This window comes from Serratia sp. TSA_198.1 (genome assembly GCF_052686505.1).
This window is the reverse complement of the sequence record NZ_JBQZFP010000001.1, coordinates 2163682-2188932: the sequence shown is the minus strand read 5'-3', so window position 1 is coordinate 2188932 and position 25251 is coordinate 2163682. Positions and strand designations below refer to the sequence as shown.

Genomic DNA, 25251 nt, shown 5'->3' with positions numbered 1-25251 from the left:
TTGTTTAGTAGGTGAATGAATAAGGTGTCGCTTCGGCTGAGTATAGTGAACAAGGCGTGCGGCAGGGAATAATCATTAAAGTATTGTGATAAATCTTCAAAAACCGTTTTCTTTACGCTCGATGCTGCGCTCAATGCGCGCCAGCGCCTGTCGACAACGCACCAACCTGCCTTCCAATGCCGCCAATTCGTGCTGCAATTTTTGCTGCGCTGCGAATGTGGTCTGTCTGCCCAGCAGGCTTTCCCGATCCTGAATCATCGACATTAACCGGCGTTCATAATCCTGATGCTCGGCCAGCTTGTGATACAAATCGACCGCCACCACTTCTTTCGGCTGATTTTTACGGCGCAACGCCTGCGTCGCCAGTTCGCGCTGCAGAGCGGTGATCTGGGCCACCAGCTTCTCTGCCAGAAAGGCGACCTGACTGATGCGGCTGTCGTTGGCTGCCGTCTGCAACTGGGCGAAGTTCCTTTGCACTTCTGCCAGATAATCACGCAGCCGGGTGCCGCGATTGGAAAACAGCGCGGCGTCAAAGCGCGCCTGAGGGATAGGGGCGTCGCCACGCGGCGTCACCTCGGCGGCCAAGGCCGCGATCTGCTGTTCTAACACCTGTAATAGACGGTGAGTGCTCACGTTGGCTCCATTCAAATTTCACAGGGCTCAGCTTGCCCGCGATCCCGCCGTGAAACAAGCGCGGCGCGCATATTCCGGCCATTGCGGCTGGTGGCGCAGGGGAGGAGGGTGATAAAGTAACGCCAGACAGACTAGCGGACAAGGGCTCGCATGACGCGTTGGTTATTGATTATCCTCGGTTGGTTGGCGGTGGTACTGGCGACGCTGGGCGTGGTGCTGCCGCTGCTGCCGACCACGCCATTTCTGCTGCTGGCCGCCTGGTGTTTTGCCCGCTCATCGCCGCGCTTTCACCATTGGCTGCTGTATCGTTCCTGGTTCGGCCCTTATCTGCGCCATTGGCAACAGCATCGTGCGTTGCCGCCAGGGGCCAAAGGGAAGGCGGTAGCGGTGATTGTGCTGACGTTTGCGGTTTCGCTGTGGCTGGTTAAACTCTGGTGGGTGCGCGGGGTGTTGTTGCTGATGCTGGCTATTCTGCTGACCTTTATGCTGCGTCTACCGGTTGTTGATCTGTCGCAACAAAAACAGCGCTGATCCTGTCTTATTATGCCCTGGGGCTTTCAAGTCGGCCGCTCCTGCACATTCATGCGCTCGCGGCATTTGTGCATCCCTCTCTAACGCAGCCAGGCGATCCGCTCGCTCATCCCCAGAGGCTTACTCAGGCAAGTCACTGGCGATGGGCGAGTGCGGATAACAACGCTGTAACTTGAAAGATGACGGGGATGGTTGCATTTGTCCGCCAGTTTGCATAGATTTGGGCGTTTTCGTGCGCGAGTTGCTTCCCATTCCTTCTTTATACCGGGCTGGGTAATGCAGTTTGTGCGCAAGTCTTCAGGTAGTTTTATCAGGCAACAATTATGACCGCTACTGCGCAGCAGCTTCAGTTTATTAAAGACAGTATCAAAACCATTCCGGATTACCCGAAGCCGGGCATACTGTTCCGTGACGTCACCAGCCTGCTGGAAAACCCGCTGGCTTACGCGGCCAGCATTGAATTGCTGGTTGAGCGCTATCGCGATGCGGGCGTGACCAAAGTGGTGGGCACCGAAGCGCGCGGTTTCCTGTTTGGTGCTCCGGTGGCGTTGGCGTTGGGCGTGGGTTTTGTGCCGGTACGCAAGCCGGGCAAGCTGCCGCGCGCGACCCTCAGCGAGAGCTATGAGCTGGAATACGGCACCGATCAATTGGAAATCCACACCGACGCCATCGTGGCCGGCGATAAAGTGCTGGTGGTTGACGATCTGCTGGCGACCGGCGGTACCATTGAGGCCACCGCGAAACTGATCCGCCGCCTGGGCGGGGAAGTTAAAGACGCCGCTTTCATCATCAATCTGCCGGAGCTCGGCGGCGAAGCGCGTTTAAATAAGCAGGGCATCGAATGCTACAGCCTGGTCTGCTTCGCAGGCCACTGATCCTGCATTGTCCCAATGCCACAACGGCCTCGCGGATCGCCGCGGGGCTGTGTTAGCATGACCCTCTAGATTCCTCGACTTCTCCGGTATTAATGAGCTATCAGGTTCTTGCCCGTAAGTGGCGCCCTCAAACGTTTGCAGATGTTGTCGGACAAGAGCACGTCCTGACGGCGCTGGCCAACGGCCTCTCGCTGGGGCGGATTCATCACGCCTATCTGTTTTCAGGCACGCGCGGCGTGGGTAAAACCACCATTGCGCGCCTGCTGGCCAAAGGCCTGAACTGTGAAACCGGCATCACCGCGACCCCGTGCGGCCAATGCGATAACTGCCGCGAGATTGAGCAGGGGCGTTTTGTCGATCTGATCGAGATCGACGCCGCGTCCAGAACCAAGGTGGAAGACACCCGCGATCTGCTGGATAACGTCCAATACGCGCCCGCCCGCGGCCGTTTCAAAGTTTACCTGATTGACGAAGTGCACATGCTCTCGCGTCACAGCTTCAATGCGCTGTTGAAAACGCTGGAAGAGCCGCCTTCGCACGTGAAGTTCCTGCTGGCGACCACCGATCCGCAAAAGCTGCCGGTGACCATTCTGTCACGCTGCCTGCAATTCCATCTCAAAGCGCTGGATGTCGATCAGATCCGCAACCAACTGGAAACGGTGTTGCAGGCGGAAAACATCACCAGCGATCAACGTGCGTTGCAACTGTTGGCGCGCGCCGCCGACGGCAGTATGCGCGACGCGCTCAGCCTGACCGACCAGGCGATTGCCATGGGGCAAGGTCAGGTGACGACCGCCACCGTCAGTCAGATGCTGGGCACGCTGGACGACGAACAGCCGTTGGCCATCCTTGAGGCGCTGGTTAGCGCAGACGGCGAAAAGGTCATGGCGCAGGTCGCGCAGGCGGCTTCCCGCGGCGTAGATTGGGAGAATTTGCTGATCGAGACGCTGGCGCTGTTGCACCGCATTGCGATGGTGCAATTGCTGCCGTCGGTACTGGATAATCATTACGCCGCTATTGAACAAAGGCTGCGTGAACTGGCGCGTACCTTGCCGCCGACTGACGTACAGCTTTATTACCAAACGCTGCTGGTAGGGCGCAAAGAGCTGGCTTTTGCGCCGGATCGCCGCATGGGGGTTGAGATGACCCTGCTGCGTGCGTTGGCGTTTCACCCGAAAGCGGTGATCCCGGAGCCGGTGGCGCCGGTGCAAATTGCCCCTGCGCAGATGGCGCAGCCGCGGGCCCCCTCTGCCCAGCCGCCACAGTTTCAGGATGCGCCACCGCCGTTAGGGCAGGCCGCACCGCAAAACAATCAACCGGCGAATCTACCGGATGCCACCGCGCAGTTATTAAAAGCGCGCACCCAACTGCTGCGGCAGGGAGCATCCACACCAAAAAAGAATGAGCCGGCGGCGCCTGGAAAAGCGCGGCCGGCAAACTCAGCACTGGAGCGCTTGGCTTCAGTGACTGAGCGCAGCCAGCAGCGCCTGGCGGAAAAACAGGTGCAGGAAAAACCGGCCAAACCGGAAGCCTACCGTTGGCGGGCGTTGACCGAGCCGGAACCGGAGCCGGAACCGCTGGCGACGCCGAAAGCGTTGCGCACCGCACTTGAGCATGAGAAAACGCCCGAGCTGTCGGCCAAACTGGTGGTTGAGTCGCTCGAGCGTGACCCCTGGGCGGCAGAGATCGATAAGCTGAAAATCCCGAAACTGGTGCAGCAACTGGCGTTGAACGCCGTGAAACAACAGCTGGAACCCGGCAAAATTTGTCTCCGCCTGCGGTCTTCGCAGCGCCATCTGAACTCGCCTTCGGCGCAGAAGGTGCTGACTGACGCGCTCAGCGAGTTGTACGGCAGCCCGGTTGAGTTGACCGTGGTGGAAGATGATAATCCAGCGGAGCGGACTCCGCTGGAGTGGCGACAAGCCATTTATGAAGAAAAACTGGCGCAGGCGCGTCAGTCCATCGTTGCGGATACCAATATCCAGACGCTGCGCCGGTTCTTCGACGCGGATCTGGATGAAGAGAGTATTCGCCCCCTTTAAACGCTGCGCAAAGTGCGCGGCCCTAGCGACGAGAGACGACTATGTTTGGTAAAGGCGGTCTGGGCAACCTGATGAAGCAAGCCCAGCAAATGCAAGAAAAAATGCAACAGATGCAGGAAGAAGTCGCCAAATTGGAAGTGACTGGCGAATCTGGTGCTGGCCTGGTGAAAGTCACCATTAACGGCGCGCACAACTGCCGTCGCGTGGAGATCGATCAAAGCCTGATGGAAGACGATAAAGAGATGCTGGAAGACCTGATCGCCGCTGCGTTTAACGACGCCGCGCGCCGCATCGACGAAACCCAGAAAGAGAAGATGGCGTCTGTTTCCAGCGGCATGCAATTGCCACCTGGCTTTAAGATGCCGTTCTGATGCAAACCAGCCCGCTCCTTGAAACATTAATGGAGGCGTTGCGCTGCCTGCCGGGCGTTGGCCCGAAGTCAGCCCAGCGCATGGCGTTCCAACTGCTGCAGCGCGATCGCAGCGGCGGAATGCGCTTGGCGCAGGCGCTGACCCGAGCCATGTCGGAAATTGGCCACTGTGCCGATTGCCGCACTTTCACCGAGCAGGATATCTGCACCATTTGCGCCAATCCACGCCGTCTGCAAAACGGCCAGATCTGCGTGGTGGAAAGCCCGGCCGATATTCATGCCATCGAGCAGACCGGTCAGTTCGCCGGGCGCTACTTTGTGCTGATGGGCCACCTGTCGCCGATGGATGGCATCGGGCCCGGCGATATCGGTCTGGATCGGTTGGAGCAACGGCTGGAAAAGGAAAGCATTACCGAAGTGATCCTGGCCACTAACCCGACGGTGGAAGGCGACGCAACCGCCAACTACATCGCCGAGATGTGCGGCCAGTATGGCGTGGTCGCCAGCCGCATTGCCCACGGCGTGCCGGTGGGCGGCGAGTTGGAGATGGTCGACGGCACCACGCTGTCGCATTCGCTGGCCGGCCGTAACGTCATCAAGTTTTAATGTTTTCCCAGACGGGGCCCATGCGGCCCCGTTATTCCCCCGCAAAAATTTCCCGCCAGCCGCTTGAAAAACAACGCGCTTGTCCCCATTTACTCCTCATTGTCCGATTTTGGTAGCCACTGTCTTTGAGGTAATCTGAGTATGAAAGGTCAAGAAACCCGCGGTTTCCAGTCTGAAGTAAAACAACTGCTTCATTTGATGATTCATTCGCTGTACTCCAATAAAGAAATTTTCCTGCGCGAGCTGATCTCCAACGCCTCAGACGCCGCCGACAAGCTGCGCTTCCGCGCGCTGTCTGCGCCTGAGTTGTATGAAGGCGACGGCGAGCTGCGTGTGCGCCTATCCTTCGATAAAGATCAGCGTACGCTGACCATCGCCGATAACGGTATCGGCATGAGCCGCGATGAAGTGATCGAGAACCTCGGCACCATCGCCAAATCAGGCACTAAATCCTTCCTGGAATCTATCGGTTCCGACCAGGCCAAAGACAGCCAGTTGATCGGCCAGTTCGGCGTCGGTTTCTATTCGGCGTTCATCGTGGCGGATAAAGTCACCGTGCGCACCCGTGCCGCTGGCGCAGCGGCGGATCAGGGCGTGTTCTGGGAGTCTGTCGGCGAAGGCGATTACACTATTGCCGATGACACCAAAGAAGATCGCGGCACCGAGATCACCTTGCATTTGCGCGAAGGCGAAGATGAATACCTCGACGCCTGGCGTCTGCGCTCGGTGATTGGCAAATACTCCGATCACATTGCGCTGCCGGTTGAAATTGAAAGCAAAAACGAAGAAGACGGCACCGTTACCTGGGAAAAAATCAACAAGGCGCAGGCCCTGTGGACCCGCAGCAAGGCGGACGTCACCGACGACGAATACAAAGAGTTCTACAAACATATCGCTCACGACTTTACCGATCCGCTGAGCTGGAGCCACAACCGGGTAGAAGGCAAGCAGGAATACACCAGCCTGCTGTATATCCCGGCGCAGGCTCCGTGGGACATGTGGAACCGCGATCATAAACACGGCCTGAAGCTGTACGTGCAGCGCGTGTTTATCATGGACGACGCCGAGCAGTTCATGCCGAACTACCTGCGCTTCGTGCGTGGCCTGATAGATTCCAACGATCTGCCGCTGAACGTTTCGCGTGAAATCCTGCAAGACAGCCGCGTGACGCAAAACCTGCGCGGCGCGCTGACCAAGCGCGTACTGCAGATGCTGGAAAAACTGGCCAAAGACGATGCTGAAGGCTACCAGAAGTTCTGGCAGCAGTTCGGCCTGGTGCTGAAAGAAGGCCCGGCAGAAGACGGCGGCAACAAAGAAGCCATCGCTAAACTGCTGCGCTTCGCTTCTACCCAGGGCGACAGCTCGGCGCAAACCGTCTCGCTGGAAGAGTATGTCGGGCGTATGGCGGAAGGGCAGGATAAAATTTATTACATCACTGCCGACAGCTATGCCGCCGCCAAGAGCAGCCCGCACCTGGAGCTGTTCCGCAAGAAAGGCATCGAAGTGCTGCTGCTTTCCGATCGCATCGACGAATGGATGATGAGCTACCTGACCGAATTCGACGGCAAGCCATTCCAGTCGGTCAGCAAGGCGGACGAAGCGCTGGACAAGCTGGCGGATGAAACCGAAGAGCAGAAGGCCGCCGAGAAGCAGCTGGAGCCGTTTGTCGACCGTGTGAAGACGCTGCTGGGCGATCGCGTGAAGGACGTGCGCCTGACGCACCGCCTGACCGATACGCCGGCCATTGTCACCACCGGTGCCGATGAAATGAGCACCCAGATGGCAAAACTGTTTGCCGCTGCGGGCCAGGAAGCGCCGGAAGTGAAATACATTTTCGAGTTAAATCCGGAGCATGCGTTGGTCAAACGCGCATCCGATGTGGGTGATAACGAACAATTCGCCGAATGGATCGATCTGCTGATGGATCAGGCGCTGCTGGCTGAACGCGGCACGCTGGAAGATCCAAACCAGTTTATCCGCCGCATGAATAAGTTGTTGTCGGTCTAATTCCCGGCTTATGCGCCCTTAACCGCAGGGTTAAGGGCGCATTCTTTGTTTTTCTCCCTGATTTTCCTGTTTTACCTGCCTTGTTGTCCCTGTCGTTCCGCAATCGATTTCCTTGCGTACCTTGAGCCAGCCCCCCCGGAAATGGTATGGTTGAGCGTTTTCGCAATTTTATAAAAACTACATAGCAAGGGGATTTACGCAATGCGTATCATTCTGCTGGGCGCTCCGGGCGCTGGTAAAGGTACTCAGGCTCAATTCATCATGGAGAAATACGGTATTCCGCAAATCTCCACCGGTGATATGTTGCGCGCAGCCGTGAAGGCCGGCAGTGAGCTGGGCAAGCAGGCGAAAGAAATCATGGACGCCGGCAAGCTGGTGACCGATGAGCTGGTAATTGCACTGGTTAAAGAACGCATCACTCAGGAAGATTGCCGTAACGGCTTCCTGCTGGACGGTTTCCCGCGCACTATTCCACAGGCCGACGCAATGAAAGAAGCCGGCATCAACGTGGATTACGTGTTGGAATTCGCCGTGCCGGACGAACTGATCGTCGATCGCATCGTGGGCCGTCGCGTACATGCGCCGTCTGGCCGCGTGTATCACGTTAAATTCAATCCGCCGCAGGTGGAAGGCAAAGACGACGTGACCGGCGAAGAGCTGACCACCCGTAAAGACGATCAGGAAGAAACCGTGCGCAAGCGCCTGGTGGAATACCATCAGATGACCGCACCGCTGATTTCCTATTACAGCAAAGAAGCGCAAGCAGGCCACACCCAATACCGTAAAATCGACGGCACCCGTAAAGTGACCGAAGTGAGCGCTGAACTGGCGACCATCCTCGGCTGATCGATTTTTATTGCTGTGCATAGCGCCAGGCCTTGGGTCTGGCGTTTTTTTATCTGGCGACTAAGGTATCGCCTGTTGCTGATATCGGTTCCGGTGAAGCGCTTTTCCGCTACAATAGACGCCATTAATTGACGTTAACGCCCTGACCCAGAAAGGGGTATTAGCCTGCAAGGCATCAAAGGGAGCTGAGATGAAGCAAGAGAAACACGGGGTATTGCTGGTGAACCTGGGCACGCCGGATGCTCCGACCTCGTCGGCGGTAAAACGCTATCTGAAGGAATTCCTCAGCGACGACCGCGTAGTCGATACTTCACCGCTGATCTGGTGGCCCATCCTTAATGGCGCGATCTTGCCGCTCCGATCGCCGCGCGTCGCCAAGCTGTATCAGTCGGTATGGATGGACGAAGGCTCGCCGCTGTTGGTCTACAGCCGCCGTCAGCAACGCGCGCTGGCCGCACGCATGCCGAACACCCCGGTAGAGCTGGGCATGAGCTACGGTTCGCCGAGCCTGTCGGAAGCGATAGACAAGCTGTTGGCGCAGGGTGTAACCAATCTGGTGGTGTTGCCGCTGTATCCGCAATACTCCTGCTCGACCAGTGCAGCGGTGTGGGATGGCGTGGCTCGCGTGCTGAAAGGCTACCGCCGCCTGCCGTCGATAGGCTTTATCCGCGACTACGCCGAGCACCCGGCCTACATTGCCGCGCTGCGCCAGAGCGTTGAGCGCTCGTTCGCCGAGCACGGCCTGCCGGATCGTCTGGTGTTGTCTTTCCACGGCATTCCCAAGCGTTATGCCCGCCTCGGCGACGATTACCCGCAACGCTGCGAAGATACGCTGCGTGCCTTAACCGCCACGCTGCCGCTGGCACCGGACAGGGTGATGATGACCTACCAGTCTCGTTTTGGCCGCGAGCCGTGGCTGACACCTTACACCGATGAAACCCTGAAAAGCCTGCCGGCGCAGGGCATCAAGCATATTCAGCTGATTTGCCCCGGTTTCTCGGCGGACTGCCTGGAAACGCTGGAAGAAATCAAAGAGCAGAACCGCGAGATCTTCCTCAAGGCCGGCGGTGAGAAGTTCGAGTATATAGCCGCGCTGAACGACGAACCGGCGCATATCGATATGATGCAGCAACTGGTGGCTCAGCGCTTCTGATCGTCATGCAACCCCCTCAATCAGGCAGAAATGTGCTAACATTTTCTGCCTGATAATAGCCACTGCCGCCAATCACATGAAATTTCCTGGTAAACGTAAGTCCAAACACTATTTTCCGGTGAACGCTCGCGATCCGCTCTTGCAGCAAGTTCAGCCTGAAAATGAAGTCAGCACCTCTTATATCGTCGGCATCGACCAGACGCTGGTGGATATCGAAGCAAAAGTGGATGACGCGTTTATCCAACGCTACGGCTTGAGCCTGGGGCATTCCCTGGTGATTGAGGATGACGTCGCCGAGGCACTGTATCAGGAGCTAAGCGAAAACAATCTGATCGACCATCAGTTCGCCGGCGGCACCATCGGCAATACTCTGCACAACTATTCGGTGCTGGCGGATGACCGTTCGGTCCTGCTTGGCGTCATGTGCAGCAACATTAAAATCGGCAGCTACGCCTACCGCTATTTGTGCAATACCTCCAGCCGCACCGATCTTAACCACCTGCAGGCGGTTGACGGCGCTATTGGCCGCTGCTTTACGTTGATCACCGAAAGCGGCGAGCGCACTTTTGCCATCAGCCCTGGGCAGATGAATCAGTTGCGGCCGGAGAGCGTACCGGAAGAGGTGATAGCAGGTGCTTCGGCGCTGGTGTTGACGTCGTATCTGGTGCGCTGCAAGGAAGGGGAACCGATGCCTGCCGCCACCATGCAAGCCATAGAATTTGCCAAAAAACACGACGTGCCGGTGGTGCTGACGCTGGGCACCAAGTATGTGATTGCCGATAACCCGCAGTGGTGGCGCGACTTCCTGAAGCAGCACGTGTCGATTCTGGCGATGAACGAAGATGAAGCGCTGGAGCTGACCGGGCTGAGCGATCCTTTGACCGCCTCTGATATGGCCCTCGAGTGGGTGGACTTAGTATTGTGCACCGCCGGGCCAAACGGCTTGTATATGGCAGGTTATACCGAAGAATCGAATAAGCGGGAAACTCAGCATCCGCTGTTGCCGGGGCATATCGCCGAATTCAACCGTTATGAGTTCAGCCGCGCCATGCGTCGTGAAAGTTGTGAAAACCCGTTCCGCATCTATTCGCATATCGCGCCGTACATGGGCGGGCCGGAGAAAATCATGAATACCAACGGCGCCGGCGACGGCGCGCTGTCGGCGTTGTTGCATGATATCGCCGCCAACGGTTTTCACCGCAATAACGTGCCGAATTCCAGCAAACATGTGCGCAGCTACCTGACGTATTCCTCGTTGGCGCAGGTGTGCAAATATGCTAACCGCGTCAGCTATCAGGTGCTGAACCAGCATTCACCGCGTCTGACGCGTGGCCTGCCGGAACGGGAAGACAGCCTGGAAGAGTCTTACTGGGAACGGTAAAAAGCAAAAGGTCCGGCAAGCCGGACCTTTTCGAACACCGGTTTCACGTCAAATCGGGCAGGCACCCATTTTCTCTTCTTCGCTTAGCGTATCCAGCTTAAGGATATTCAACATGCTGTTGGCGATTTCACGCTCGCCCATCACGACCTGATCCGCGCCGCGATCGGAGATATATGACACTTCGTCATCGTAATGCGCGCGGGCAATAATCTCTATATTTGGCCGCTTGTTGCGCGCAGAGGCGACGATCTCCCCGGCCTCGTAGCCGTTTGGAATAGTCAGCAACAGCCAGCGTGCGCAGTCGAGCCTTGCCAGATCCATTACCTCCGGATTGGCGGCGTTGCCCAGCACCGTTTTGATACCCTGTTCACGCAGCGCTTCGACCCGAGGGCGAGAGTTCTCGATCACCACCAGCGGGATGCCGGCCTCGGCCAGTTTGGCACCCAACAGGCTACCGACGCGGCCATAGCCGACCAGCAGAGCGTGATTGCACATATCGAACGGGATCTGCTTCTCTTCTTCCACCGCTTCTTCCAGAATCTGGTCTTCCATGGTTTCAGTCTTGGCGAGATAACGTTCGAGCAGGGTGAACAGCAGCGGGTTGAGCATGATCGACAGGATGGCGCCAGCCAGCACCAGATTACGGCCGTGCTCCGACATCATGCCGAGCGAGATGCCAAGGCCGGCCAAAATGAAGGCGAACTCGCCGATTTGCGCCAGGCTGGCGGAAATGGTCAGCGCGGTGCGCCTGGAGTGGCCGAACATTTTCACCAGCAGGAACGCCGCCGCCGATTTACCGAACACGATAATCGCCAGCGTCGCCAGCACCGCCAGCGGCTCGTTGATCAGGATCATCGGGTCAAACAGCATGCCGACCGAGACAAAGAACAGCACCGCAAAAGCATCGCGCAGCGGCAGCGTGTCGTGGGCTGCACGGTGGCTCAGCTCCGACTCGTTCAGCACCATGCCGGCGAAGAACGCCCCCAGAGCGAAGGAAACGTCGAACAGCTTCACGGCGCCATAGGCAATGCCCAGCGCCAGCGCCAGCACCGCCAGGGTAAACAGCTCACGAGAGCCGGTGCTGGCGGTTTTCGCCAGGATCCACGGCACCAGGCGGCGGCCGACCACAATCATCAGCGCGATAAAGGCGATGACCTTGCCGATGGTGATGGCCAGCTCCATCAGCAACTGGCTGCTGCTGGCGTTGTCATTGCCCATCATGTTGCCGAAGGCCGGCAGCAGCACCAATGTCAGCACCATCGCCAGGTCTTCCACGATCAGCCAGCCGATGGCGATTTGCCCGCGCTGACTGTCGATCAACTGACGTTCTTCCAGAGCACGCAGTAACACCACGGTACTGGCGGTGGACAGACACAGCCCGAACACCAGGCCGGAAATCAAATCCCAACCGAGCAACTTGGACAGCCCCATACCCAGCAAGGTGGCGACGGCAATCTGTGCCACGGCGCCGGGAATGGCGATATGTTTTACTGCGAGGAGGTCTTTAAGAGAGAAATGGAGGCCAACACCGAACATCAACAAAATCACGCCAATTTCCGCCAGTTCCGGTGCCAGCGAGGTGTCGGCAACAAAACCGGGGGTAAAGGGGCCGGCGAGCACGCCTGCTGCAAGGTAACCTACCAGTGGGGAGATGCGCAGGCGGTTCGCCAGCATACCGAGGAGGAAGGCGAGTACTAACCCTCCGACAATAGTGGTGATTAACGGTGTTGAATTATGCATCCAGACTCCTTCTAGCTATGCATGACGGCAGAGGGAAAGCGCAACGAAGTTACGAAAAGATACATTTAGTTTATTGCATTTGTGCGTGCCTTGCTTGGCTAAATTTGGCTTTTTTTAGAAAAAGCAGAGGATTCCGCGTTGGGCAGGCCAGTGAGGGGATTTATCAATGAATAAGTCAAATAACATTGATTTATGTGGGAGATAACCCGGCTGAATAATATTTATCAACCGGGCTGTAGCAGGGTTATTGCGAGTTATGATCCATATTAGGCAGCAATGCGGTGATAATACCGATCAAGGGTAAGAAAGCACAGATTTGGTAGACCAATTCGATACTGGTCAAATCTGCGACATAACCAAGAACTGCCGCACCTAACCCACCCATACCAAAAGCAAAACCGAAGAATAAACCGGAAACCATACCCACTTTTCCGGGGATCAGCTCCTGAGCGTAGACCAAAATGGCCGAAAACGCCGAGGCGAGAATTACCCCTATGATCACCGTCAAAATACCGGTCCAGTATAAAGATGCATAGGGTAAAACAAGCGTGAAAGGTGCTGCGCCAAGTATGGAGCCCCAAATGACATATTTTCGACCTATCTTGTCGCCCAGTGGCCCGCCGATAATGGTGCCGGCGGCTACGGCGAACAGAAAAGCAAACAGGTGTATCTGGGCATTTTGTACCGAAACGCCGAACTTATGTATCAGATAAAAGGTGTAATAGCTGCTGATGCTGGCCAAGTAGAAATATTTTGAGAAAATAAGCACCAGCAGGATGCCGAGAGCGTAGGTAACGGTACGTTTTGGCAGCGGTTGCCGCGCAGCGGCGGTTTTTGGCAGACCTTTTGTTGCCCGATGCTGTTGCTGATACCACTTGCTGACCTGCAACAGCACCACAATCGCCAGCAGCGCCGCCAGTGAGAACCAGGCGACGTTGCCCTTACCGTAAGGCGCGATAATCAGCGCCGCCAACAGAGGGCCCAGAGAACTGCCAAAGTTGCCGCCGACCTGGAACAGCGACTGCGCCAGACCATGCCGGCCACCGGAAGCCATGCGCGCCACGCGGGACGACTCCGGGTGGAACACCGAAGAGCCGGTACCGACCAACGCCGCAGCCAGCAACACCAGCGGGAAAGTATTGGCTACCGACAGCAGCAGCAGACCACACAGGGTAAAGCCCATGCCGATCGGCAGCGAATAAGGCTGCGGGTGTTTATCGGTGAAGTGGCCGATCAACGGTTGCAACAGCGAGGCGGTCAATTGATAAGTCAGGGTGATCATGCCGATCTGCACAAAGCTGAGATTGAAATCGGCCTGCAGGATCGGGTAAATCGCCAGGATCAGCGACTGAATCATGTCGTTCAACAAATGGGATACGCTGATGGCGCCGAGGATCGAGAAAGCGGTGCCTTTAACCGCACCGCCCTTGGCCGGCGGCATGGCGGTTTCGCTACGGTCGGTCATTTTATTATTAGCCTGGTAAGTTTTAGAGTTCAGAGCAGATTATCTTAGGCAAGTTGTTCAATTTTTACCACATCCGACATAATTTGACGTATATCGCAAAAATTTGAAATCACTCGCCTTTGTTTCGCGCTACAATTTCGGCCACCTCAAAAAACAGTGCATTTTCATCATGGAGAGCCGCCATGCGTTTTTCGTTAAAAACCACCGCATGCGCCTTGGCCGTGTCCCTGACTTTCCTGTCGGGAGCCGCCAGCGCCTGGGAAAAGGATAAAACTTACGACATCACCATCCTGCATACCAACGATCACCATGGCCATTTCTGGCAGAACGATCACGGTGAGTATGGTCTGGGCGCGCAGAAAACCCTGGTAGACAGCATTCGCCAGGAAGTGGCGGCCAAGGGCGGTAGTTTGCTGCTGCTGTCCGGCGGCGATATCAATACCGGCGTGCCGGAGTCCGACCTGCAGGATGCCGAACCGGATTTTCGCGGCATGAACCTGGTGGGTTACGATGCGATGGCGATCGGCAACCATGAGTTCGACAATCCGCTCAGCGTGCTGCGTCAGCAGGAAAAATGGGCGACCTTCCCGCTGCTGTCGGCCAATATCTATCAGAAAAGCACTCAACAGCGTCTGTTCAAACCCTACGCCTTATTTGACAAGCAGGGCATCAAGATCGCGGTTATCGGCCTGACCACCGACGACACCGCCAAGATCGGCAACCCGGAATACTTTACCGATATCGAGTTCCGCGTACCGGCGCAGGAAGCGAAACAAGTGGTTGAGCAACTGCGCAAGGATGAAAAGCCGGACGTGATCATCGCCGCCACTCACATGGGCCATTACGATGACGGCAACCACGGCTCCAACGCGCCGGGCGACGTCGAGATGGCGCGCAGCCTGCCGGCAGGTTACCTGGATATGATCGTCGGCGGCCACTCGCAGGATCCGGTCTGTATGGCCGGCGAAAATCACAAGCAGGTAGACTACGTGCCGGGCACTCCGTGTTCGCCGGATCGTCAAAACGGCACCTGGATCGTCCAGGCGCACGAGTGGGGCAAATACGTCGGCCGTGCCGACTTCCAGTTCCGCAATGGCGAACTGAAGCTGGTGCATTATCAACTGATCCCGGTCAACCTGAAGAAGAAGGTGGAAAAAGCCGACGGCACCAGTGAGCGAGTGTATTACACCCAGCAAATTCAGGAAGATCCTTCCATGATGAAACTGCTGACGCCATTCCAGGACAAGGGCAAGGCGCAGCTTGAGGTTAAAATCGGCAGCGTGAACGGCAAGCTGGAGGGCGATCGCAGCAAGGTGCGCTTCGTTCAGACCAATTTGTCGCGTGTGCTGCTGGCGGCGCAAATGGAACGTGCCGAAGCCGATTTTGCGGTGATGAGCGGCGGTGGGGTGCGTGATTCGATCGAGTCCGGCGACATTACCTATAAAAATGTGCTCAAGGTGCAGCCGTTTGGCAACACGCTGGTCTATGCCGAGATGAAAGGCAGCGAGGTAGAAAAATACCTGGCGGTGGTCGCCAACATGAAGGTGGATTCCGGCGCTTACGCGCAGTTTGCCAACGTCAGCCTGACGGCGGACGGCAAGGGCGTCAGCAACGTGAAGATCAAGGGCGAGCCATTGCAGGCGGACAAAACCTACCGTATGGCGACGCTGAACTTCAATGCGTTGGGCGGTGACGGTTATCCGAAACTCGATACCCTGCCAAGCTACGTCAACACCGGTTTTATCGATGCCGAAGTGCTGAAACAGTATATCGAGAAGCACTCTCCGCTGGATGCGGCGGCCTATGAGCCGAAGGGCGAGATTGTTTATCAGTAAATGTTAATCGGGGAGCCGCAAGGCTCCCCATCCGCTTAATCGCGCTTGGCGATATCGGCGAAGCTGCCGGCCAGCAGGCGGCATAAATCGCCGGCGGCCAGTTCGATATCCAGCCCGCGTTTGCCGCCGGAGACGTAAATGGTGGCGAACTGCTGCGCCGGGCTGTCGATCACCGTCGGCAGCCGCTTTTTCTGCCCCAGCGGGCTAATGCCGCCGACCAGATAACCGGTTACGCGCTGTGCCAGTTGCGGGTCGGCCATTTCCGCTTTCTTTGCGCCCAGGGCGCGAGCGACCTTTTTCAGATCCAACTGGGTCGCGACCGGCGTTACCGCCACCGCCAGATGTTTGGCGTCGCCGTTCAGCGCCACCAACAACGTTTTATAGACGCGATCGGCATCGAGCCCAAGTTTCTGCACCGCTTCATCACCGAAGTGGGTTTCCGCACTGTCGTGATGATAGGGATGAAGGGTAAACGCGATTTTTTGTTTCTCAAGCAGGATCACTGCGGGCGTCATACTGTTTTCCTATTTCCCTTCGCACGGGAAGTTGCAACGCAAAGCAACAAAATTACAAAAATCTAACGGCGGCAGCAACCTGAGCTGCTGTTACATAAAGCGGGTTGCCAAGGTGTTCACTGGGTTGCTACCCTGTCTATTGTAACCGTTAACACGGTTGCTATGCGTATAACTAAAATACAAGAAATTCCTCTTTGACTGGCCAGTAGCGATATTGGCCACTTTTTTTACTGCGCTTGAAGCATCGCCGGCAGATTATCTTCGCCGTACAGATGCAGTGCGCCCACCGCCACCACGTAGTTGCCGGCCGGCAACGCCTCCAGTTTCTGCTGCCAGTCCCGGTTGCGCCGATGCATCAGCACGTCGTACAGATCGGCGCTGAAGGTGGCGGGCAGGGTTTCCAGCGCGCCGTTGGGTTTTGCGTCCAGCCACCAGCTCACCATGGTTTGCAGCAGGCGCGCGTTGGTGTGCCAGTGCTCCAGCGTATCGCGCAGCAGCGCCATACCGCCTTCCGGCAACTGTTCCAGCATCGCCATCTGCTGTTCCGCGCCTTCCAGCTCAATCACCTTTTTGTGTTGTTGCCTGGCGGCCTGCAACAGTTGGTAGTCTACGCCGTACTCGGCGCGCAGCCCCAGTCGCTGAGCCTGACGAGCCTGCATCGTCAACGCCACCTGCCAGCCGGGGAGGGTTGAGAACACCTCTGCGTCAGCGCCCAGTTCCTGGCACAGGACCAATAACTGCTGAAACTCGGTATCGGAAAGGCGCTCTACCAGGTCGGGTTGTGGGGCGCTGTGGCCAAATGGCGAGGCGGAGCCGGTGATATCGGCTTCGACAATCAGGGCATCAGCCTGTTTCAGGCGGGTCGCCAGCGTGGCAGGCAGCGGCGACATATCCACCGTACCCATATGAATGCTGCCCACCAGATGGAATTGACGATCGCCGGGCAGCCGGATATCCAGCGCCGGGTAGGCGTAGGTCATCGGAGAAATAATGCCGAGAAAGGCGGCCAGGCGGCGTAATAGCTTACCCATACAGCGTGGTTCCTTATTTTCCCCGCGAGTGTCCAGACGACGGCCTGGCCTCTGGCGGGTAGCGCGTTTATGCCATGCTAAACGCTATCCGGCGCACAAGAAAGCCTGAAGAGTGAAGGAATTATCCCAAAGGAAGCGGGGCGCAAGGATTTGCGCCCCGCAGCGGCATTCAGCGTTTCGGTTTAAAACGCAACAGCCGGTTGGCGTTACTGACTACGGTAATGGAAGACAGCGCCATCGCCGCGCCCGCCACTACCGGGCTGAGCAGAGTGCCGGTCAACGGATACAGCACCCCGGCGGCGATGGGAATGCCGAGCGTGTTGTAAATGAATGCCCCGAGCAGGTTCTGTTTCATGTTGCGCAGCGTGGCTTTCGACAGTTCCAGCGCGTCGGCGACGCCGTTCAGGCTGTGACGCATCAGGGTGATGGCGGCGGTTTCGATAGCGATATCGCTACCGCTGCCCATCGCGATGCCCACGTCGGCTTGCGCCAGTGCCGGGGCGTCGTTGATGCCATCGCCGACCATCGCCACGCGGTGGCCCTGCGCCTGCAACTGTTTGATCGCCTCGGCTTTGCCGTCCGGCAGCACGCCGGCGATGACCCGGTCGATACCGGCTTCTTTGGCAATGGCGTTGGCGGTCACCGGGTTGTCGCCGGTCAGCATCACCAGTTGATAGCCCTGACGATGCAAGCGTTGCAACGCCTCAACGCTGTCGCTGCGCAGCGGATCGCGGATGGCGATCAGCGCAGCCGGCTGGCCGTCGGCTGCCAGCAGCACCGGCGTAATGCCGCGCTCCGCTTGTTGCTGCATCTGCGCTTCCAGCGCGGTGGTCGCCACCTGGTGCTGTTGCAACAGCGCGGCGTTGCCCAGCAGCAGCTTCACGCCGTCCACTTCGCCGCTGACGCCGGCACCGCGCAGGGTTCGGAACTGCTCAACCGGCGGTAGCGCTTGCCCGGCGGCGTGCTCAACGATGGCCCGCGCCAAGGGGTGGCTGGCACCTTGTTCCAGCGCGGCGGCCCAACGCAGCGCCTGCTGCTCGCCGATCTGATTGAAGGTGAAGATCTCCACCACGCGCGGCTGGCCTTCGGTCAGGGTACCGGTTTTATCAAACACCAGCGTATCCAGAGTGCTGGCCTGCTGCAACGCATCGGCGTCGCGCACCAGCACGCCGAACTCGGCCGCACGGCCAACGCCGGAGATGATCGACATCGGCGTCGCCAGGCCCAGCGCGCAAGGGCAGGCAATGATCAATACCGTAGTGGCGATCACCAGCGTATAAACCAACTGCGGCTGCGGGCCGAAGAAATACCAGATCGCCGCGCTGAACAGGGCGATGGCCACCACCACCGGCACGAACACCGCAGAAATGCGGTCCGCCAGTTTGCCAATCTCCGGCTTGCTGCTCTGCGCCTGGCGCACCAGTTTGATGATTCGCGCCAGCGTGGTTTTGCTGCCGATTGCGCCGGCGCGAAACAGCACGCTGCCGTCATCCACCACCGTACCGGCATGCACCGTATCGCCAACGCCTTTCTGCTGCGGCACGGCTTCGCCGGTCAGCATGGCTTCGTCCAGCCACACTTCGCCCTGCACAATTTCGCCGTCCACCGGGATACGATCGCCGGTGGTCAGGCGCAGCGTCATGCCAAGCTGCACCTGCGCCAGCGCAATGGTTTTCTCGCCGTCGTCGGTCACCAGCCGCGCCGTCGGCGGCGTCAGGTCCAGCAGCCGCTCCAGCGCCTGCGACGAACGCTGGCGCGCCCGCTGCTCCAGCGCATGGCCGAGGTTGATCAGGCCGATGATCATGGCGCTGGCCTCGTAATACAGGTGCCGCGCCTCCATCGGGAAGAAATCCGGCCACAGGTTGACGCTGATCGAATACAGCCAGGCGGCGCCGGTGCCGAGTGCGACCAGCGTATCCATGGTGGCGCTGCCGTTGCGTAGTGCGCGCCAGGCATTACGGTAAAAATGCCCGCCGGCGAACACCATCACCGCCAGCGTGATCAGACCCACCCACAGCCACGGGCGTTGGGTTTCCGGTGTCAGCGACATACTGCCGCCAAACAGACCCCAGGCCATCAGCGGAATGCCCAGCGCCAGGCCGAGCGCTGCCTGCCAGCGGAAGCGCTTCATGTTGGCCTGCGCGGTCTGCTGTTGGCGCTCGCGGCGTTCGGTTTCGTCCTGGATCATTTCCGCGCCGTAGCCGGCTTTTTCCACCGCCGCCACCAGCGCCTGCGGATCGGCACCGCCGGTAATCAACGCGCTGCGTTCCGCCAGATTGACCCGCGCCTGTTCGACGCCGGGCACGCTTTGCAGCGCGCTTTGGACTTTACTGACACAGCTGGCGCAACTCATGCCGCTGAGCAGCAGTTGAACGCTGTCGTCATCGTCGCTGTGGCGAGTTACCGGAAGGGAAGAGGGGGCCGCTGCCTGGGGTTCCGGCAAATCAGGGGCTGATTCAGTCAACGGCTCAGTTTTTGGGAGAAGGGCGGCTCCATTGACGCTGGCGTGATAACCGGCTTCCTCTACCGCTGCGATCAACGCCTCGGGAGCGGCATCGCCATAGACCTTGGCCGACTCAATACCGACGTCAGCGGCGATCACGCCCGGTACCGCTTCCAGCGCTTTACGGGTGCTGGCGGCGCAGTGCATGCAGCTCAGGCCGCTCAACTGCAGTTCGGTATCCGGCCGTTGCGCTACGACAGCCTGGTAACCGGCGGCGATCACGCTGTCGATCAATGCCTGGCTCGGCGCATCGCCGGTGACTTTGGCGTAATGGACGTTGACCTCTGCCTGTTCGACATCGTTGCGGCTTTCCAGGGCTTTTTTCACCCGTTGCGCGCAGTTCATGCAGGTTAGCCCCTGCAACGCCAGCACGGTGGTTTGTGACATGATTCGGTTCCTCGCTCAAGTGCGGTGTTTAAAGGTTGACCGCTTAGCCTATTTTCACTAAGAATGAAGGTTAAACCTTCCAGCAAGGGGAAGGTCAAGGAGTGAAAATGAATATCAGCGACGTGGCGAAAAAAACCGGTTTAACCAGCAAGGCGATCCGCTTTTATGAAGAGAAAGGGCTGGTTACCGCGCCGATCCGTACCGATAACGGTTACCGCAGCTATAACCCGAAGCATATCGAAGAGCTGACGCTGCTGCGCCAGGCGCGGCTGGTGGGTTTTAACCTGGACGAGTGCCGTGAGCTGGTGGCGCTGTTCAACGATCCGGCCCGCCACAGCGCCGATGTGAAAGCGCGCACGCTGCAAAAAGTGGCGGATATTGAAAAGCACATCAGTGAGTTGGGCGAGATGCGCCAGCGTTTGCTGGCGCTGGCGAACGAATGCCCGGGCGATGACGGGGCGGAATGCCCGATCATTAATAACCTGGCCGGTTGCTGCCATCATGCCAAAGCATCGTAATAGAGGCCGGACCCCGATTGATAAGGGCTATACCCATTGATGCCTGGCACAACCGGGACCTTTTCTTGCTGAACGAATCGTCTTTTAAAGTGGCTCTCTCCATTGAGAGCACACAACCAAGAGGCGTTTATTATGAATACTTGTCCAGATATCGCAACATTACGCACCATCATCCCGGCTTTTGCAGGCGATCTGATTGAGGTTACGGCCTATTACTCCGGATGGAGTGGAAATGACCGGCTGCAATCTGGCGGCGGCACTTTTAAGGCTTCAGGCGATACCGGCCTTATCGATGACGGCGGCATTTATATAAAACCTGACACGCAATGGACATGGGTACGCGTCCTCGACATGAATTCATTCGTCTCGCCGAATATGTTTGGCGCACGTGGCGATGGCGTATCAGACGATACGGCCGCGCTGACGGCGGCCTTTGTAACACCTTACAGCACGGTCTGCCAGCAGGGCGCGACCTATATGACGTCTGACACCGTGCGGATCAAAGACGGTACAGATGCCAGGAAGGTGATTAACCTGAATGGCGCGACTATCAAAGCCAAGGCTGGCCATCTGAAACCCTTCTTCGCCAATAAAACCCCAACAGCAGAAATATATGATTACTTACGTGGCGTAGAAATGTTTGGTGGCAGGCTCTATGGCTGGGTTAAGCGGGAAAGCGTTTATCATCAGGTTTCCTCACATAATGGGTTCGTCGCCGGAAATAAAAGTTATTTCTATCATATGACCGTACGTGGTTTCTGTGATGGTATGGTGTTGATGGGCGAATCTGTTGCCTTCGATGTGAATATTGATGAATGCCGTGATAATTTACTCGTCGTAAAAAATAATGACAATGTGGTCAGTAATATTACCGGCGGCTATTGTCTTGGTGATGGTATTTTGGTGAAGGGCAGTAAAAATATTGTCACTAAAGTCACTATTGCCGGCGCCGGGATCCCCGCAAGTACCTTCGAACCAGGCTATGTTTCCGGTTCCATTATCGCAGTAGGCCAGGATCAAGAGTTAGATGGAACAACCAGTGATTGTTATGTCATTGATGTAAAATGCGGGGTGTGGGGCGGCGGCGGTGTTATCGTCGCCGGCGTAAATAATTTTTGTGAAGATATTGAAGCCGGCGACTGTTATTACCTTGAACAAACCAATGCTTCCGCGATCTTGAATGGGGCACCGGCAGTGTATACTGGCGGCAAAAAACATCGGGTCAATAATGTTACTGTGGGCCACTGTATTCGAGGGATTGAGGTACATTCCGGTTCAGAAGGTACTCTCATTGATAACATTTCCATTGCGTCATGCCGTGTTCATCCGGGGTTAAGCGCATCGGGCGTGCAGTCGGATAGCCGTGTCGGCAAAGTAACCTTTGGGCGTCTGATCGGTAATAAGGCTCTAGATATTGATATGAGCGGGCTGGCTATCGATAAAATTACGGTTAATGAATATGCCAGTGCTTTTGGCAACGGTGGAAGCCTCTGCTCCATTGCAAAACCAGTGACAATCGGCAGCTTGGTGTTTAACAGCCCGTTGGCAAACAATATTTTGCCGGTAGTGCTGATGAGTGCTAACGCCTCGATTGAAAATTTGGAGGTGAATAACAGCAAGGCCGTTTGTTTGCAAACTACAGCTGCCGTTACCCTGCTGCCGCAGAATCTGACTATTCAACAAACCTCGGATGCCATCGATTCTGCAGTTAAATTATTTGGTGAGGGAAAATCTCACGTTAAAACCTGGCGTATTAAAGGAAATGCAACGGTTCTGCCGAGTATTCGAGGAACGGACGCACAATTAACCCTCGATCACTACCCTGCGGACAGCCTGCCGTGGAACGTGAAGTATCCGGATAAGTCGAAAGTCATTATTCTCGACTCAACATTGATCTCATAATAAGACAAGCCGGGGGAACCCGGCTTGATTCGTTAATGCGCTTGCTGCGACAGGGCACGGATCACCAGAGTGACGCCCTCGACGGCGATCACTTCCACTTCGGTCCCTATCGCCAGATCTTCACTGGCCTGCGCGCGCCAACTGCTGTCGCCGATGTTAATGCGGCCCATGCCGTTGTGCATGGCTTCGGTCAGCGTTGCGCGGGTGCCGATCAACTGGCGGTTGCGCTGGTTCAGCACCTGCGAACCGCTGGTTGCCGCCGCCGGCCGCTGGCGCAGCCAGTACCACCACAGATAGGCCACGACAATGGTCAGGACGGCAAAAATCACCCCCTGCCACTCCCAGGCCAGTTGCGGCAGCAGCCAGACCATCGCGCCGACCACCACCGCCGACACGCCGCTCCACAACAGGTAACCGCTGGCGCCGAGCATCTCGGCCGCCAGCAGCAGCCCGCCGAGTGAAAGCCAGAACCAGTGCGGGTTTGCTGCAATTTGTTCGAGCATGATTACTTGCCTTTGGTGTCTTTCAACAGCTCGGCAATGCCACCGATTGAACCGAGCAGGCTGCTGGCGTCCAGCGGCATCATAATGACTTTACTGTTGTTGGCGGAACCGATCTTCTGCAATGCATCGGTGTATTTCTGCGCCACAAAATAGTTCACCGCCTGGATATTGCCGCTGGCGATAGCGTCGGAAACCAACTGAGTGGCCCGCGCCTCCGCTTCTGCGGCACGTTCACGCGCTTCCGCCTGCAAGAATGCCGATTGGCGCTCGCCCTCGGCCTTCAGGATCTGCGATTGCTTATCCCCTTCGGCGCGCAGGATGGCCGCCTGGCGCACACCTTCGGCCTCAAGGATGTCCGCACGCTTGGTACGTTCGGCTTTCATCTGGGCATTCATTGAGGCGATCAGTTCGGCCGGCGGGCGCACGTCGCGGATCTCGATACGGGTAATCTTGACGCCCCACGGGTTGGTGGCTTCGTCGACGATATGCAGCAGGCGGCTGTTGATGCTGTCGCGCTGCGACAGGATTTCGTCCAGCTCCATTGAGCCGAGCACGGTACGGAAGTTGGTCATGGTCAGGTTGACGATCGCCCGCTCAAGGTTGCTGACCTCGTAAGCGGCGCGCGCCGGATCGACCACCTGGATAAAGCACACCGCATCGATGGCCACGTTGGCGTTATCGCGCGAGATGATTTCCTGCGAAGGAATATCCAGCACCTGTTCCATCATATTGATTTTTCTGCCGATGCGATCCATAAAGGGCACAACCAGATTTAAACCGGGCATCAGCGTTTTGGTGTAGCGGCCGAAGCGTTCCACCGTCCATTGGAACCCTTGCGGTACAATTTTGACGCCGGCGAAGACGATGATCAGCGCGACGACAATCACGATGGGAATAAGGGTAAACATGGCAAACCTCCTGTCAGACATATGTAAGAAGATTTTACGCCAGAGCGGGGGGAAAGCCTAATATCCCCGTCGTTTCAGGAGATAAATCAGCATAAGGGATCGATAACATTCCAAATTGGCATGTTTCCAATAATTTTAATTCATTTCATGACGTTGTCTGCCTTGGCTAGAGTGGAACCTGTCGCTGCGCTTATCTTCGAACTTTTGTCATTTCTATTTGCGACTATGCTTTTTGAAGTGACATTTTGCGCCAAGGATCGTTATGGACTCAATCAGTGTCGATGAACTCGCCCAGAAAAAAGATCGCTGGTATCTCATCGTGGAAGAAATGCTGGCTGCGGCCGGCATTACCATCAACGGGAATAATGCATTTGATCTTCAGGTTCACAATCCGGGCTTATTTAAACGCATTCTGCAGGAAGGCTCGCTCGGGTTTGGCGAAAGCTATATGGACGGCTGGTGGGATTGCGAAAGACTGGATGCGCTGTTTACCCGCATCCTGCATTTCGGCGTTGATGAACGCCTGCCCAAAAGCCTGGCGGACATTACGCGGATCGCCTATGCGCGGCTGTTTAACCGGCAATCGCGCAAACGCGCCTGGCAGGTGGGGAAAGAGCATTACGACATCGGCAACGATCTGTTTCGTGCGATGCTCGATCCCTATATGCAATATTCCTGCGGTTACTGGAAGGACGCACAAACGCTGGAGCAGGCGCAACTGGCCAAGCTGAAAATGATCTGCGAGAAGCTGCAACTGAAACCGGGCATGTCGCTGCTGGACATCGGCTGCGGTTGGGGCGGGCTGGCGCAATATGCGGCGGAAAACTACGGCGTATCGGTGTACGGCGTGACCATTTCCGCCGAGCAGCAAAAGCTGGCGCAGGAGCGCTGCCAGGGGTTGGACGTGGAGATCCTGCTGCAGGATTACCGCGATTTGAACCGCCAGTTTGACCGCATTGTTTCCGTCGGCATGTTTGAACATGTCGGGCCGAAAAACTACGACACCTATTTCAGTGTCGCGGCGCGCAATCTGAAGCCCGATGGCCTGTTCCTGCTGCACACCATCGGCGCCAACCAAACCAATCTCCATGTCGATGCCTGGATTGATAAATACATCTTCCCCAACGGCTGTCTGCCCTCGGTGCGCCACATCGCGGAAGCCAGCGAAAAGCGTTTTGTGATGGAGGATTGGCACAATATCGGCGCCGATTACGATCGCACGCTGATGGCCTGGTACGAGAATTTCAAACGGGCGTGGCCGGCGTTGTCAGAAAATTACTCTGAGCGCTTCGAGCGGATGTTCACTTATTACCTGAATGCCTGCGCCGGCGCGTTCCGTTCACGCGATATTCAGCTGTGGCAAGTGTTGTTCAGCCCGAAAGGCGTCGAAGGTGGGGTACGGGTTTACCGCTAATATCCTCGTCATATTTCAAGCTGCCTCGGCGTTGGCTGCGTTTGCTCACCCCAGTCACTTACTTGAGTAAGCTCCTGGGGACTTAC

Annotated in this window: 21 protein-coding genes and 1 other annotated feature; of the genes, 13 read left to right on the top strand and 8 right to left on the bottom strand. The window is 57.1% G+C overall.

Features of this window, described 5'->3' with window-relative positions; all coding sequences use genetic code 11:
- Nucleotides 1-96: 96 nt before the first annotated feature.
- Nucleotides 97-633 (bottom strand): primosomal replication protein PriC, encoded by a 537-nt coding sequence (priC, locus tag ACUTSW_RS10505; protein WP_004949371.1) that lies wholly within the window; start codon nucleotides 631-633, stop codon nucleotides 97-99.
- Nucleotides 634-783: 150 nt separating this feature from the next.
- On the opposite strand from priC, the gene ACUTSW_RS10500 reads away from it, so the two are divergent.
- The 9 genes from ACUTSW_RS10500 (at nucleotide 784) to ACUTSW_RS10460 (ending at nucleotide 10444) form a co-directional block, all read left to right on the top strand.
- A complete protein-coding gene (locus ACUTSW_RS10500) occupies nucleotides 784-1164 on the top strand; it encodes a DUF454 family protein (protein ID WP_063198021.1) in 381 nt (126 codons plus the stop codon).
- Nucleotides 1165-1487: 323 nt separating this feature from the next.
- The gene (gene apt, locus ACUTSW_RS10495; protein ID WP_004949374.1) at nucleotides 1488-2039 is read left to right on the top strand and encodes an adenine phosphoribosyltransferase; all 552 of its coding nucleotides are present in this window, start codon (nucleotides 1488-1490) and stop codon (nucleotides 2037-2039) included.
- Between the two features lie 92 nt (nucleotides 2040-2131).
- Nucleotides 2132-4081, top strand: a complete 1950-nt coding sequence (gene dnaX / locus ACUTSW_RS10490; RefSeq protein WP_445584340.1) for a DNA polymerase III subunit gamma/tau — start codon at nucleotides 2132-2134, stop codon at nucleotides 4079-4081.
- Nucleotides 3414-3478: a sequence feature (DnaX frameshifting element), on the top strand. It overlaps the preceding gene by 65 nt.
- A 41-nt stretch (nucleotides 4082-4122) precedes the next feature.
- Complete coding sequence (locus tag ACUTSW_RS10485) at nucleotides 4123-4452, top strand: YbaB/EbfC family nucleoid-associated protein (RefSeq protein ID WP_004949379.1); 330 nt, start codon at nucleotides 4123-4125, stop codon at nucleotides 4450-4452.
- A complete protein-coding gene (gene recR / locus ACUTSW_RS10480) occupies nucleotides 4452-5057 on the top strand; it encodes a recombination mediator RecR (RefSeq protein WP_004949381.1) in 606 nt (201 codons plus the stop codon). The genes ACUTSW_RS10485 and recR overlap by 1 nt, the downstream gene beginning before the upstream one ends.
- Before the next feature lie 141 nt (nucleotides 5058-5198).
- Nucleotides 5199-7064 carry a molecular chaperone HtpG gene (gene htpG, locus ACUTSW_RS10475; protein WP_445584339.1) on the top strand — a complete coding sequence of 622 codons (1866 nt, stop codon included), beginning with the start codon at nucleotides 5199-5201 and terminating at the stop codon, nucleotides 7062-7064.
- A gap of 201 nt (nucleotides 7065-7265) precedes the next feature.
- Nucleotides 7266-7910: an adenylate kinase gene (gene adk, locus ACUTSW_RS10470; protein ID WP_004949386.1), complete on the top strand. Its 645-nt coding sequence runs from the start codon at nucleotides 7266-7268 to the stop codon at nucleotides 7908-7910.
- 190 nt (nucleotides 7911-8100) lie between these two features.
- Nucleotides 8101-9063 carry a ferrochelatase gene (hemH, locus tag ACUTSW_RS10465; protein WP_063198019.1) on the top strand — a complete coding sequence of 321 codons (963 nt, stop codon included), beginning with the start codon at nucleotides 8101-8103 and terminating at the stop codon, nucleotides 9061-9063.
- A 76-nt stretch (nucleotides 9064-9139) separates the two neighbouring features.
- Nucleotides 9140-10444, top strand: coding sequence for an inosine/guanosine kinase (locus tag ACUTSW_RS10460; protein WP_062869877.1), 1305 nt, complete (start codon nucleotides 9140-9142; stop codon nucleotides 10442-10444).
- Between the two features lie 48 nt (nucleotides 10445-10492).
- Here ACUTSW_RS10460 and ybaL read toward each other — a convergent pair whose 3' ends face one another.
- Both ybaL and ACUTSW_RS10450 read right to left on the bottom strand, forming a co-directional pair.
- Nucleotides 10493-12184 (bottom strand): YbaL family putative K(+) efflux transporter, encoded by a 1692-nt coding sequence (gene ybaL / locus ACUTSW_RS10455; RefSeq protein ID WP_004949391.1) that lies wholly within the window; start codon nucleotides 12182-12184, stop codon nucleotides 10493-10495.
- Between the two features lie 244 nt (nucleotides 12185-12428).
- The gene (locus ACUTSW_RS10450; RefSeq protein WP_004949392.1) at nucleotides 12429-13649 is read right to left on the bottom strand and encodes an MFS transporter; all 1221 of its coding nucleotides are present in this window, start codon (nucleotides 13647-13649) and stop codon (nucleotides 12429-12431) included.
- A 182-nt stretch (nucleotides 13650-13831) separates the two neighbouring features.
- Here ACUTSW_RS10450 and ushA point away from each other — a divergent pair, with 182 nt between their 5' ends.
- Nucleotides 13832-15484, top strand: coding sequence for a bifunctional UDP-sugar hydrolase/5'-nucleotidase UshA (gene ushA, locus ACUTSW_RS10445; RefSeq protein ID WP_197928322.1), 1653 nt, complete (start codon nucleotides 13832-13834; stop codon nucleotides 15482-15484).
- 35 nt (nucleotides 15485-15519) lie between these two features.
- Here the strand turns inward: ushA and ybaK are convergent, their stop codons facing one another.
- The 3 genes from ybaK to copA form a co-directional block, all read right to left on the bottom strand.
- Nucleotides 15520-15999 carry a Cys-tRNA(Pro)/Cys-tRNA(Cys) deacylase YbaK gene (gene ybaK, locus ACUTSW_RS10440; protein ID WP_004949396.1) on the bottom strand — a complete coding sequence of 160 codons (480 nt, stop codon included), beginning with the start codon at nucleotides 15997-15999 and terminating at the stop codon, nucleotides 15520-15522.
- Nucleotides 16000-16226: 227 nt separating this feature from the next.
- The gene (locus ACUTSW_RS10435; protein ID WP_006323994.1) at nucleotides 16227-17030 is read right to left on the bottom strand and encodes a TraB/GumN family protein; all 804 of its coding nucleotides are present in this window, start codon (nucleotides 17028-17030) and stop codon (nucleotides 16227-16229) included.
- A 169-nt stretch (nucleotides 17031-17199) separates the two neighbouring features.
- A complete protein-coding gene (gene copA / locus ACUTSW_RS10430) occupies nucleotides 17200-19920 on the bottom strand; it encodes a copper-exporting P-type ATPase CopA (protein ID WP_445584338.1) in 2721 nt (906 codons plus the stop codon).
- 107 nt (nucleotides 19921-20027) lie between these two features.
- Here copA and cueR point away from each other — a divergent pair, with 107 nt between their 5' ends.
- Complete coding sequence (cueR, locus tag ACUTSW_RS10425) at nucleotides 20028-20438, top strand: Cu(I)-responsive transcriptional regulator (protein WP_062869881.1); 411 nt, start codon at nucleotides 20028-20030, stop codon at nucleotides 20436-20438.
- A 132-nt stretch (nucleotides 20439-20570) separates the two neighbouring features.
- A complete protein-coding gene (locus tag ACUTSW_RS10420; RefSeq protein ID WP_445584337.1) occupies nucleotides 20571-22340 on the top strand; it encodes a hypothetical protein in 1770 nt (589 codons plus the stop codon).
- A gap of 32 nt (nucleotides 22341-22372) precedes the next feature.
- Here ACUTSW_RS10420 and ACUTSW_RS10415 read toward each other — a convergent pair whose 3' ends face one another.
- The gene (locus ACUTSW_RS10415) at nucleotides 22373-22843 is read right to left on the bottom strand and encodes an NfeD family protein (RefSeq protein ID WP_062869883.1); all 471 of its coding nucleotides are present in this window, start codon (nucleotides 22841-22843) and stop codon (nucleotides 22373-22375) included.
- Between the two features lie 2 nt (nucleotides 22844-22845).
- The gene (locus tag ACUTSW_RS10410; RefSeq protein WP_004949405.1) at nucleotides 22846-23751 is read right to left on the bottom strand and encodes an SPFH domain-containing protein; all 906 of its coding nucleotides are present in this window, start codon (nucleotides 23749-23751) and stop codon (nucleotides 22846-22848) included.
- A gap of 262 nt (nucleotides 23752-24013) precedes the next feature.
- Between ACUTSW_RS10410 and cfa the strand changes: the two genes are divergently transcribed.
- Complete coding sequence (gene cfa / locus ACUTSW_RS10405) at nucleotides 24014-25165, top strand: cyclopropane fatty acyl phospholipid synthase (protein WP_122289258.1); 1152 nt, start codon at nucleotides 24014-24016, stop codon at nucleotides 25163-25165.
- Nucleotides 25166-25251 lie beyond the last annotated feature (86 nt).